Consider the following 12,560-nt stretch of genomic DNA (forward strand, 5'->3'; position numbering starts at 1 on the left):
GCATTCATAAGTTCAGACTAAGGCTTGCGGATTAAGTTCAAAATAAATGAAAAAAAATTTATCGCTTATTTTTACCCTGTTTATACTTGCTGGATGTGCGACCGCGCCACCTAAGCAACCCGATGATATCTGCAAGATTTTTGAAGAGAAAGAAGATTGGTATTTTGATGCCAAGGACGCACAAGAGCGCTGGGGCTCACCTAAACATGTGTTAATGGCGATGATGTATCAAGAAAGCTCCTTTCGTCATGATGCTGCCCCGCCCATGGAATATTTCTTATGGATCATCCCCACAGGTCGTGCCAGTGACGCCTATGGTTACTCACAGGCAAAGACCATGACCTGGGAAGATTACACACGCGAAACCGATAACGGCGGCGCTGATCGTGACGATTTTGACGATGCAATCGATTTTATGGCGTGGTTTGTGTGGAAAACACATCAAATTAACGGTATTTCGAAGTGGGATGCGTATGCTCAATACCTTAACTATCACGAAGGGTGGGGCGGTTATAAACGCGGCACCTATCGCAGTAAGGCTTGGTTAATGCGCGCCGCGAATAAAGTGAAACGTCGTGCCAGCCGTTATGCGGTTCAGCTTAAGCGCTGCGAAGAGGAGTTAGATAAGAACTGGTTTGAGCGCTTATTCTTCTGATTGCTGCAACTTAGGAGCACCACTGAAGCGCTGGATATCTTCAAAGCCCTTCTCCCAGCGCGCTTTATCGGCGTAAAAAATATGTGCTGTGACATTGATATTAGGGTCATCGTCGAGCGAGCCTGCAGGAACAACGAGTAAGTCCCCTTGTTGTTGATACATGGGTAATGCCGAGCCACACCGACTACAAAAGCTTTTGCAGTGAGCGCTGTGTGGGATTTGGTAATGTCTTACCAACGGCTCACCTGATAACCAAGTGAGTGTAGCCGAGTTTGAGAACAAGTTTGCTCCGTGCGCCGAGCCACTGTCTTTGCGGCAGTGACTGCAGTGACATAAATAGAAATGACTGAACTCACCTTTTATTTCGAAGCGTACCTGTGCGCATAAGCAGCTGCCTTGCATAAGCCTTCTCCTTTGTTTTCATTACTACAAGTTTAGCCAGTGCCACTGTAGTTGCTCATTTATTGCTGCGCATAAATCCAGTCCAATCCTTGGATCAAGGTGCTCGGAAACGCTGTCGCGTGTTTAGCCCCTTCAATAATGCGAAACTTAATCGTCGTATTTTTTCCGCATTCAGCGGTCATTTTCTCTATTAGTTTTTGCGCCCCAGCCACCATATGCTGCTTTTCTCCATACTTTGGCTGTTCCAAGCTGCCCACTGATACATAGACCTTGGTTGGTAAACGAGGTTTCATCACAGATGAGTGTAAAATATCGTTATTGGCAAACCATACCGATGGGCTACCGATTATATAACTGCTGAACATATCAGGGTAATTGAACAGGATATAGGCGCCAAACAACCCCCCTAATGAGTGTCCCACAAAGGTGCGTTGTGAGGGGAGGGTTCGGTAGTTCTGCTCAATATAGGCGAAGACGCTCTCGCGGATAAACTTAGCATGACCATCAGCATGGCCAGTTTGAAACTTCCAGTTTGTGGCTTGCACCGGAGTGTAGTCTCTTATTCGACTAGATGGGCCTTTTGAGCCTCGGGAATAGGATATCCCCACAATGATAGCCTCTTTCATTGTGCCGCTGTTCATCGGAAAGCGTGTAGCACCTGAAGCAATCTGAAAGCTATACCAAGCATCCATCAGGTAAATGACGGGATACTTTTTATCTTTATTTATCGCATAAGAGCGAGGCAGCTTTATAAATACAGGGTATATCCGTTTGCTTGCAGGCTCTGTTAATTCGATAACTGCACTTCTTGGTATTTCAAAGGGCTCGTTTGCGAGCCCTGTAGCGCATGCAACCATAAGAATAAAATACAGTAAATAACTCAAGGTCGTCTCCTTAATAGACAATAATTTAACTGGCGCGCGCAGGCGCATCCTGTGCTTTGGCCGCTGTGAGGTGACGAATACGCTTGGCGATAGGTTGCTCGAAGTATCGGTATGACAAGTAGGCCACCATTATGCTTAGTGCTAAGGCGACAATGAGTTTGAGCTCAACAGTCAACGCTAACTTATTTACCTGCATAATAATGGGCATATGCAGCAGGTATAGCGAATAGGAGATTTTGCCGATGAAATCACCAAGGCGATTGGCGAGTACAATATTGTTATCAGGGACGAGAAATACGACGCAAAAGAATACCGTGCTCATAACTAGTAACACTTCATAGCTTAGCCACATTCGTCTTTCATCGCCGCTGGTTAGCGGAGTGAATTGTGGATACATAAGCGGTATTAACAGAAGAACCAGTACAAAGCGGTGTTTTCGCATGTAGTTAGGCACTTTTAGGGTTGGGTACAGTAAGCCCAAAATCACACCCACAAAAAAGAAAGGTAAGGTACGCAATATGCTAAAGAGGTTATAGGGTATTCCATAAATATCGCCATAAATCCTCGGAAAGTTGGTAAAGAACAGCACAATCATTACCGCCACAATAGCGAGATAAATATAGCCTGTTCTGTTTTTAGCCAGCATCCAAAAAGCAATAAAAACCACATAAAAGTGTATTTCAGGTGGAATAGTCCAAAGTACGCTCTCGCCGTGAACAAATAGCAAGTGGCCGAGTAAGGCGTTGACATCAGGTATGTTATATAGGCTGTCATTCCCGCTCTTAGCGAGTATGAACGAGGCAAACACCACAGCTAGGTACAAGGGCAGCACTCTTGCTGCTCGGGCCAATAAATAGCGCGTGAGGTTAGTGCGATTGAACTCTTTACCTAAATAAAGGTATGCCATCAAAAAGCCGCTTAGTAAAAAGAATAGCATCACCCCATAGGCACCGGAGCCGCCTCCTAGTGCGCCGTCAAACCAGAGGGTTATATCACTGAAATGTGTAAAGAAAACAATAAGTGCAGCGAGCCCTCGCAAGGCATTCAGCTTTCTAATTTCCAACCTAGACTCCTAATCTGAACATTATTTTTATTATTATTCGCCGTAGGGCGTGAAGAGTTAGCGCTGCAGTTGAAATTATTAACTAATAATATAGTATCTTGTTAGCTACCCAATACACCTAATATCCAGTCATGGTAATTTGACACCCTAACTTGATAAGCAGTGGTACCATACAATCCGGCTTTAAAAGTAGCTATATCGCCATGCCCTAATTGCCAACTTGATAAACCTACAAGAAAAGGGACACCGTCTCGAAAGATAACAGAAGCTCCTCCGCTATCTCCTGAACCATGCATACCTTCGAGTGGTAGTGCGCTTTCTGGTTCGTCAAATTTAAATGCTAACCAGTTACCTTCCGCTCTTTCAACAACATTTTGAAACCGGTTCATCACACGAAGTGATTTGGTATCTGGGTCTTCGCCAGTTAATCCGTTCCCAGTAGCTCCCCTACCATAGACTGTAATTGTTTTGCCTTTTTCACTATTACCAGAATAAATATTGATTGGTTCTACACCGCTAACAGTTGAAGCTAATTTGATTAACGCTATATCACTTCTAGATTTGAAAAAATTCATTAAGGGCGCTAAATCACCTTTAAGTAAATTTTTATTAGGTTGAGTGTAATCTGGGTGTATATGAACGCTTTCAATTTCATACTCTTTTGAACCAATTAATAGATCCTTGCCAACATAATCATAAAAAATAGTGTGTGCTACAGTTACAACCCATTGTGAATTAATTAATACACCATGTCCTTCATGGGGCATATCAACTAGGTATTCAGGCATTTTATCAATGACATAATTTTCAGGGGGAACATCATGTCTTTTTACTACAGCATTACTGCAGGTAGAAAAGAAAATAATGGATAAGATAAATAAGACTTTCATAATACGTCCATGTTTATTGTTGTATAGCTAACGCGGAGCCCATCGGTGCACTTTAGAGCGTACGAGTGACGTGAATTGTTATAAATTGTCCCGGACAAACTGTCAACACTTCCAAAATACCTGCGTTGTTCACTAGCACTGCTAGTCGTCCTATTTTGCTATTTTGTCGACGGCATTAAACAGTTTTGCGACATATGTTCCTGCGATACGTCGGCTTGCACGGCTATACACTCGCTCCCTTTTTGTACTACTTCTTGTTTTAAAATATCTGACTCTCTGTGGTTAAGAACAATTGGGAAGCCTTCATCAACCAAACGCACCGCTGCTTTAGCTCCAACTCCCTGACTACTGCCGATGATAAGCGCAACTTTTCTCTTACCCACAACTCCATTTTGATGCATTGTCGACAATGCGCAATAATTTTGGCATTTTGGTAGACTTTACATGCCAAAAATATGTTATTTTGTCGACGATTTTTGCTGGTATGAGGGATGGGTTTGGATTTTTACAACATTGCCGGGACGGTAAACACTGCATTCATATTCGTTAGTTTATATGGTGTATTCTCGCAATTGAGAACAATTTGGAGAAGAAAAGCGAGTAGTGACAATAGCGTACGTCCTACTGAGCTTTTGTCTTTGAACCAATTTACAGTAAGTTACTTGGCCTATTTATCTTTTTTTGTTTACGGTTACTCAATATCGCCATTTAACCACTATATTGTCTGGCCCAGACTGATAGCGTCTATATTGGTGCTACAAATAATCATGGAAATCTTATTGGATAGAAAGTCAGTAAAACCTGCAATAAGCTTTGCAGCCGCTGCTATTAGCCTCATTCTAGCATTTGTCGGCCTCTTCTTTGGTGAGACTATCTCTGACGAGGGAAAATTGATTTCTACCTCTATCATACTCGTTGTTTCATTTTTACTTGCTCAAGGCTACTTTCATCAGATAAGGCTCATCTATAGCTCTGGACACACTGGTGCGGTCGACCTTAAAATGAGCCAATTCATATTTATGATGGATATCTCTACGATTATATTTGCTTTAAGTATGGGATTAGTAGATGGCTGGCCGCTGTTGATGTTGGCTGTTACAAGCGGTGTCACAAAGCTGATTATAATGTATCTGTTTAGATGGGTTGATAAGAGTCCGCTTGCTGCAAAGCGCAGGAATGCTGAGCTACCCCAAAGTAGCTGATATAAATTGATTTATGCATATCAGGGGCAATGTAGCTAACTCAAAGTTTCGAATTAGCTGAGTAACAAGAAGTCCGCTTGACGAGCGGAGCTGCCCATCAGCAATGGCTGACGGGCATTAATAGACAAATACCGGAAGTTCAGCTCCAGTTATTTTAACTACCGTTTCATGCCTTAAGCCGCCATCTGTTGACAGTCGCCCAATAGCAGCCAAGCGATAAAACTAGCCATTTCCTTGTTTAGTTTTGGCTAATTATTTTGGAAAAAATAAAAATTAGATTATTTAAACTTTTTCATACATACATGCGACCAACGTTGCATAAAAAATAAAAAATCTCATTGAATGATACTAATTCAGGGAAAGGTCAAGATGAAGCTAATAAATAATTTGATTAACAAGGAAAATACGTTGAAGCATTTGCTTCTAAGATTCATTACCAGCATCGCTCTAGCTGTTTCGTATTCAACCTCGGCGTCCGACACTTTACAGTGTGTTTCAGATAGCTATATCTTTCCAGATAAGAAGGTAAGTAGCCTTCCGAATCCAGCAAAAACAGGTAAATACAAATACGATGTGATGACTTATGGAGAAAAACCCTATTTATTTTCTATCGATAAGCCGGATCTAGTCGCACCTGACGTCACTCTACCAAACTTTCTTGCTGACCACTCCAAAAGCCAAGGCTATAAATATGATGCCTACCATAGATTTGATAGCAAAAATTTACCTTTAGAAGCGAAAGTTTGGCTGCCACAAACTTCTGAAAAGCGGCCTGTCATTTTCTTGGTTCATGGTAACTCAGATCCCGGTTTTGATTATTTAGGAGAGATGTTTTCCAGTCGCGGTTTTTTTGTTGTTCAGGTCGATCAGACTTATTTAAATGGTTTATGGGGAGAAAACGGTGCTCGCGGGTGGATTCTTTTAGAGCATCTAAAGCTACTTAGCGTGTGGAATAACCAACATGATCACAGATTTTATAACAAGCTGGATTTAGAAAATGTTGCTCTCATTGGCATGTCTAGAGGCGGAGAAGCCGTCGCCTTAGCTTCGACATTTAACAGTTTAAAAACGATACCGAACAGTGAAAAACCTACAGAGTTTGGGTTTGGAATTAAATCGGTAGTGGCATTAGCGCCCATGGACGGACAATACCAACACGCACACGGCAAAAACATTCTTAAGAATACTAACTATCTTGTTTTACAGGGCGGGCATGACGCCGATGTTTACCAGTTCTTAGGGAGTCAACAGTGGCAGAGGGTTGAATATGATGACGGCAAAAATTACGTGAATCATTCAATCTACATCCACAAAGCAAACCACATAAATTTCAATCAAGATATGTCTGATGACTTTCATTGGGGAGGCAGTAAGAATTTTTATAAAAAGCTCTTGACAGCTAAACAGCAAGAGCAACTAACCAAGCTATTTGTGTCAGCGTTCATTGAACTTACTTTATCTGGAAAGAAAGAATATCAGGATATATTGAGGCACCCGCCAAATTCAGAGTTTGGCTTACCCGATGATATCTATGTATCTCGGTTCAGCACTTCAACATTCTGGTCTATTGAAAACTTTGAAAGCGTTAAGACAGAAAACAAGAACTTTAAGATTAGGGTTAACAGCCAAAATGAGCCAGTGTCATTCTCGATTGGAAAGGAACGATTAAGAGGCGGGGTGGATACACCAAACAAGGTACTGAAACTGAAACTCGAAGAACAAGTTGCAACGACGCTACAACTCGCATTACCAACCTTTCATGTTATCGCTGAAGATAAACAGAGTCTAACTGTCTCTATCGCGATAGAGACATCCGAAGAGCATGAAGCATGCAGACCCTATAACTTAGCTTCTGACATTAAGATAGAGTTTCTGAATAAGAATGGTGTTGTGATAAGTAAAAAGACGAAATCTACAGCCAGTATTTCTCCGTTGCTAGTATCTGACTACTCAGAGTTAGAAAATGAAGATGTAAAATTTGCACCTTCGGAACCAACTTTGCAAACAGTGGTTTTTCCGATTGAATTTTTATCTGAAGTTAAACAAGAAGATAGCTTGGTCCTTAATATAACATTCACTCCAAGACATGATGTCTCAGTTATTTTGGATGACATTGGCATTATTCATTAATGCGTGTTAATGCCTAAAAAGCCTAGCTCTTGTCGTGCTAGTTTGAAAAAGGGCAAAAATAAGTCAGCGCCAACGACCGGTTTACGCACGCAAGAGAATGTCAGAATTGATACCACTTTGTTATCAGAACTGTCAGAACAAATGACAACCAATCCAGATTAAACTCTTTACTTAAATAAAGGTATGCCATCAAAAAGCCGCTTAGTAAAAAGAATAGCATCACCCCATAGGCACCGGAGCCGCCTCCTAGTGCGCCATCAAACCAGAGGGTTATATCACTGAAATGTGTAAAGAAAACAATAAGTGCAGCGAGCCCTCGCAAGGCATTCAGCTTTCTAATTTCCAACCTAGACTCCTAATCTGAACATTATTTTTATTATAAATCGCCGTAGGGCGTGAAGAGTTAGCGCTGCAGTTGAAATTATTAACTAACATTATTGCAGCGAGTTATTGCTCATCCTTTGTAAATTTCTGAATAACTTCCTTAGCGGAGGGGAGGTCTTGATACTCATTCCCTGTTTTCCTTTACCCGGAGAGTTTCTTTGAAACGCCCCTGAAGTAGGCTTGTAGTGACTGCTTCTGTGTAAAAGCCTCTACCAACTGTGGTTCGCGATTACAGATAGGAGGAAGCTTCCCCAGTGGTAAAGCCAAGATAGTTAGAATAAAAGCCCGCTATAAAAACAACAACAGTAAATAAACCACCACACGTGCTAATCAATACCTAGGAACTTATAATACTTCTTTATTCTGTGCAGCTTGCTGAAAATAGGTCTTATTTGGTCCGGTAATTAAAGATCCCACACTTCCAGGGTCATTCCATTTTGGTTCTGTAACCATTCGATCATTGCTTTGCGACCCGGCTGATTGCATTTTTTATAGCCACCGGGTTTGCAAATAAAGACAAGGTTTCTAATTTTATTACCTAAGCTTCTGGCCATAAGAGCCTTAAGAATATCTTTTTCAAATTCAGTGTTTGGGTTTTTTATCCCCAATGCAATTTCCACAACCGTCTGTTCTTCGGGAAAATAAAAGTCCACCGCCATCGAGTTGTCGCCACAAATTTTTTGTTCGCTATAACCCTCGCCAAAGGCCTGTTCCGCGCGGCTGCGAACTAAATCAATGAATTGATTTGTTGAAAGGTTCCCGGCTCCAGGTCCTTTTGTATCAAAAAAACCATCCGTTTCATGCGCAATGCTTGAGGCAATTGCATAAAGCTCTTTACTGAGTTTCAAACCGTATCCTTAAGGTATGGGTAATATCGAGGTGCAACTAACAAACGCATTTGTCGCTCCTAGCTAAAGACACCTCAAAGCTTGAGCAGTGCATATTATTTATCCATAAAGTCATGAAGTTAGCAAAGGCAAAGGATAATGTCTAAGTATATGTTGGGCGCTGAAAGCGAGCATGACTCTATATGGGGCATTTCTCGGGCTTATTCTTTAGCGACCACAAATGCAGTCAGATTAAAAACCGATTTGGTTTGTGGGTCTTTTTATCGCTTTGCGGACTTTTAGGTTGGTTGAACATGGACAGAGGCTGCTACCAGGAAAGGTAGCAGCCCTAAAAGGACGGCTAGTCTTTAGACTTCTTGCGACGCTGCTGTGGGAGCACACGTACCAGCTTAATCATGTTTTCTTTTACTTCCATGACCTCAATCGGGTAGCCCTCAATTTTAAGCCCTAAATTGGCGTCGGGAATATCTTCTAAATATTCGACAATCAGGCCGCTGAGAGTTTTTGGCCCATCTTGGGGAAGGTGCCAACCCATTTCTTTATTGAGATCACGAATATTAGCACCACCATCAACTAGCACTGAGCCATCGTCCTGCTCACTGACTTCCTCGCTTGGTGGTCGGGTTTGTGTGGTGGTGAAGTCGCCAACCACTTCTTCGAGAATATCCTCAAGTGTGACTAGACCTTGAATATCACCATATTCGTCAACGACTAAGCCAATACGCTCTTTAACCTGCTGAAACTTGTGTAACTGGGTATTTAAAGAGGTGCCTTCGGGAATAAAGTAAATCTCCCTTACTGCGCGAAGCAGCGACGACTTATTAAACTGCTCTTTGGTGAGTAGACGAAGTGCGTCTCGAGCATGAATAAAGCCCACTGCATCATCGATTTGGTCACGATATAAAAGCACCCGGGTGTGCTGCAAGTTAGTGAGCTGCTTACTGATCACCTTCCAGTCATCATTAACATCAATGGCGTTAATTTCATTACGCGGGATCATAATGTCCTCCACGGTGACCTGCTCAAGGTCTAAAATCGACGTCAGCATGCTTTTGTGCTTGGCTGGCAACATGGCCCCGGCTTCACTTACCACGGTTTTCAGCTCTTCTTTAGAAAGGCTGTGCTCTTCCATTTGCTCTGGGCTAAAGCCAAGCAGACGCAACAAACCGTTAGTGATCCAGTTTAGGGCAATCACAAAAGGCAAAGTTAAGCGCAGCAAATTTTTAAGAATCAGCGAGCTTGGAAAGGCGATTTTCTCTGGGTACAAGGCGGCAATGGTTTTCGGAGTAACCTCTGCAAAGACCAATAAAATAAAGGTCAACCCAAAAGTGGCCACCGCTAAGCCGACAACATCGCCAAACAGGCGAATACCAATAATCGTGGCCACTGAAGAGGCCGCGATATTAACAAGGTTATTGCCAATAAGGATCAAGCCGATAAGGCGATCAGGGCGCTTTAGTAGGCTGCTGACTCGCGTGGCTCCGGCGTGTTTTTGTTTTTCTAGGTGGCGTAGTCGAAATTTATTTATCGACAACATCCCAGTTTCGGAGCTAGAGAAGTATGCGGAGAGTACGATCAGTATTGCTAGAATGATAAACAACGTACTCGTCGATATGTCGTCCAAAGAAGGATCCTTCTATTAAAAATCAAGGTATATTAAGCGGCACTCGCCGCGCGTAGTCAAGTGAACTTGCCCTGAAGATAAAGTAATTGCTTAAAAACGCTGCAATATTACTTCTTGGACAAAGCGACTGCCAAAATAGGCAAGAGTGAGTAGGCCGGCACCGACCATAATGGTGATCACAGAGGATTTGCCGCGCCAACCTCGCAGCTTGCGGCCAATAACAACGGCTAAAAACACCCCCCAGGCGATAATGGAAAGCACCGTTTTATGCGCGTTTTCAATAGCCAGCATGGAATCTAGGAATACAAACCCAGAGAGCAGGGCGAGGCTCAACAAAGCTGTGCCAACAAACACTAATTGGTAAAGTTGACGTTCGACCACCATCAGCGGTGGCAGGTGGCTGTATACAATGGCTAGGTCTTTGCGTTTAAGGCGTTTGTCGATGAAATAAAACTGCACCGCATACAAGGTAGCAATCACCAGCACGCAATAAGCCAGCAGTGAAATAGAGATATGTGTCACTAACCCAATTTCCAGGCGAATACTTTGCACGATGATATCGTGCGGCATGAATAGGCTAGCGAATAATAAAATAGTGGCAAACCCATACACCACAGGTAGCAATAAGGTGGCAGGAAAGCGCAGTGACACGGCGGTCACTGATAATACGATAACCCAGCAGGTCAGCAGCGATACATTAATAAAAGACAGGTCTTGGCCTTGGGTGGTGAATACCGCATTTACGAGCAACACCATGTGCGTCAAAATCGCAAGCGTACTGAGGATCACCGTGGTTTTTTGCGATGGGCCTTTGGCATCAAACAAGCGAGACAATACGTGCGCGGTAGCAGCACCGTAAAAAGCACAACTCAACAGTGTCAAAATTGTAATCAGCATGATGACCTTTTTTGCTCGTAGTTATTATTCCATCAAGAAGCCATTGTATTTAAAGCGAACACGCTTGCCTAGATCTAATTGCCTTTGCTTTGCACTTGGTGCTGGGATTTGCCCCCCGCTTTCAGTTATAATCGGCGAAAATGTAAGTAGCAACGGAATCGTTAGCGATGTTTGAAAATCTGCAGGAACGATTAGGGAAGACCCTAAAAACCATCAGTGGCCGTGGCCGCCTCACTGAAGACAATATTAAAGAGACGCTGCGTGAAGTGCGTATGGCTTTGCTTGAAGCTGACGTCGCTTTGCCCGTTGTTCGTGATTTCGTCAAGCAAGTCAAAGAGCGTGCCGTTGGCACAGAGGTGACTAAAAGCCTGACTCCTGGCCAAGTGTTTGTCAAAATAGTCCGTGAAGAGCTTGAAAAAGCCATGGGCGAGGCTAACGAGGAACTTAACCTCAATGCCCAGCCGCCCGCAGTCATTATGATGGCTGGCTTACAAGGGGCGGGTAAAACCACCAGTGTTGGCAAGTTGGCGAAGTTCCTAAAAGAGCGCAAGAAAAAGTCGGTATTGGTGGTGAGTGCCGATATTTACCGGCCAGCGGCAATTAAACAGCTTGAAACTCTAGCATCTGAAGTAGATGTCGAGTTTTTCCCTAGCGACACCTCGCAAGACCCAGTTGATATCGCCAATGGCGCCATTGCTCACGCCAAGAAAAAGTTTATTGATGTGGTGTTAGTGGATACCGCCGGTCGTCTTCACGTTGACGAAAACATGATGAGCGAGATTAAAGCACTGCACAGTGCTATTAACCCAATTGAAACGCTGTTCGTGGTTGACTCCATGACTGGTCAAGATGCGGCGAATACCGCGAAAGCTTTTGATGAAGCACTGCCACTTAGTGGCGTGATCTTAACTAAGACCGATGGTGATGCCCGTGGTGGTGCCGCGCTATCGATTCGCCATATTACCGGTAAACCCATTAAGTTTATCGGTGTTGGTGAGCGTAGCGATGCTCTAGAGCCGTTCCACCCCGACCGTGTTGCGTCGCGTATTCTCGGTATGGGCGACGTTTTGTCTCTTATCGAAGAAGTGGAAATGAAGGTCGATAAAGACAAAGCTGCAAAAGTGGCGGATAAGGTCTTTAAAGGCAGCGGCTTTACATTAGAGGACTTTGCTGACCAACTGCGACAAATGAAAAACATGGGTGGCATGATGTCCATGCTTGATAAGTTGCCAGGCATGAGTAACTTACCTGAAGGAGTAAAAGGGCAAGTTAACGACAAAACATTTGTGCAAATGGAAGCCATTATCAACTCCATGACACCGAAAGAGCGCGCGCGTCCGGAAATTATTAAAGGCTCACGCAAAAAGCGTATTGCTGCGGGCTCTGGCACACAAGTGCAAGACATCAACAAGCTGTTGAAGCAATTTACACAGATGCAGAAAATGATGAAAAAGATGAAAGGCAAAGGCGGCATGATGAAAATGATGCGCGGCATGAAAGGGATGATGCCACCAGGAATGATGGGTGGCCCCGGCGGCCCTAAGTTCTGAGCCAATGCGTTATATAAAAAAAGCGTGACAA

12 protein-coding genes and 1 pseudogene are annotated in these 12,560 nt (G+C 43.3%); 4 read left to right on the forward strand and 9 right to left on the reverse strand.

Annotated elements, in window-relative coordinates; translation table 11 throughout:
• The first annotated feature begins 46 nt into the window (after positions 1-46).
• Entirely contained in the window at positions 47-655 is a 609-nt protein-coding gene (locus FIU82_RS04610) for a transglycosylase SLT domain-containing protein (protein ID WP_022945765.1), read from the forward strand.
• Here the strand turns inward: FIU82_RS04610 and FIU82_RS04615 are convergent.
• The 5 genes from FIU82_RS04615 to FIU82_RS04635 form a co-directional block, all read right to left on the reverse strand.
• Positions 644-1,057 (reverse strand): GFA family protein, encoded by a 414-nt coding sequence (locus FIU82_RS04615; RefSeq protein ID WP_152440456.1) that lies wholly within the window; start codon positions 1,055-1,057, stop codon positions 644-646. The two genes, FIU82_RS04610 and FIU82_RS04615, sit on opposite strands and share 12 nt — an antisense overlap.
• Positions 1,058-1,116: 59 nt before the next feature.
• A complete protein-coding gene (locus FIU82_RS04620) occupies positions 1,117-1,914 on the reverse strand; it encodes an alpha/beta hydrolase (RefSeq protein WP_172972740.1) in 798 nt (265 codons plus the stop codon).
• Positions 1,915-1,966: 52 nt separating this feature from the next.
• The gene (locus tag FIU82_RS04625) at positions 1,967-3,004 is read right to left on the reverse strand and encodes an acyltransferase (RefSeq protein ID WP_152440458.1); all 1,038 of its coding nucleotides are present in this window, start codon (positions 3,002-3,004) and stop codon (positions 1,967-1,969) included.
• A gap of 101 nt (positions 3,005-3,105) precedes the next feature.
• On the reverse strand, positions 3,106-3,894 hold the full coding sequence (locus FIU82_RS04630) for a trypsin-like serine protease (RefSeq protein WP_138547813.1): 789 nt from the start codon (positions 3,892-3,894) through the stop codon (positions 3,106-3,108).
• A 158-nt stretch (positions 3,895-4,052) separates the two neighbouring features.
• Complete coding sequence (locus tag FIU82_RS04635) at positions 4,053-4,277, reverse strand: SDR family NAD(P)-dependent oxidoreductase (protein WP_171036759.1); 225 nt, start codon at positions 4,275-4,277, stop codon at positions 4,053-4,055.
• A 108-nt stretch (positions 4,278-4,385) separates the two neighbouring features.
• Between FIU82_RS04635 and FIU82_RS04640 the strand changes: the two genes are divergently transcribed.
• Complete coding sequence (locus tag FIU82_RS04640) at positions 4,386-5,096, forward strand: hypothetical protein (RefSeq protein ID WP_152440460.1); 711 nt, start codon at positions 4,386-4,388, stop codon at positions 5,094-5,096.
• Positions 5,097-5,465: 369 nt separating this feature from the next.
• Positions 5,466-7,226: a S9 family peptidase gene (locus tag FIU82_RS18700; RefSeq protein ID WP_216651824.1), complete on the forward strand. Its 1,761-nt coding sequence runs from the start codon at positions 5,466-5,468 to the stop codon at positions 7,224-7,226.
• A gap of 160 nt (positions 7,227-7,386) precedes the next feature.
• Here FIU82_RS18700 and FIU82_RS04650 read toward each other — a convergent pair.
• From FIU82_RS04650 to ccsA, 4 genes and pseudogenes are all read right to left on the reverse strand, one after another.
• Positions 7,387-7,572: pseudogene (locus tag FIU82_RS04650) on the reverse strand (acyltransferase family protein); the annotation flags it as partial.
• Positions 7,573-8,014: 442 nt separating this feature from the next.
• A complete protein-coding gene (locus FIU82_RS04655) occupies positions 8,015-8,458 on the reverse strand; it encodes a hypothetical protein (RefSeq protein WP_152440461.1) in 444 nt (147 codons plus the stop codon).
• Positions 8,459-8,798: 340 nt separating this feature from the next.
• Positions 8,799-10,082 (reverse strand): HlyC/CorC family transporter, encoded by a 1,284-nt coding sequence (locus FIU82_RS04660; protein WP_082079246.1) that lies wholly within the window; start codon positions 10,080-10,082, stop codon positions 8,799-8,801.
• Positions 10,083-10,172: 90 nt separating this feature from the next.
• A complete protein-coding gene (gene ccsA, locus FIU82_RS04665) occupies positions 10,173-10,979 on the reverse strand; it encodes an inner membrane protein YpjD (RefSeq protein WP_022945759.1) in 807 nt (268 codons plus the stop codon).
• 167 nt (positions 10,980-11,146) lie between these two features.
• On the opposite strand from ccsA, the gene ffh reads away from it, so the two are divergent.
• Entirely contained in the window at positions 11,147-12,529 is a 1,383-nt protein-coding gene (gene ffh, locus FIU82_RS04670; protein ID WP_152440462.1) for a signal recognition particle protein, read from the forward strand.
• Positions 12,530-12,560 lie beyond the last annotated feature (31 nt).

This window comes from Pseudoalteromonas sp. THAF3 (assembly GCF_009363775.1).
In the GTDB taxonomy this organism is placed as follows: Bacteria; Pseudomonadota; Gammaproteobacteria; order Enterobacterales; family Alteromonadaceae; genus Pseudoalteromonas; species Pseudoalteromonas ruthenica.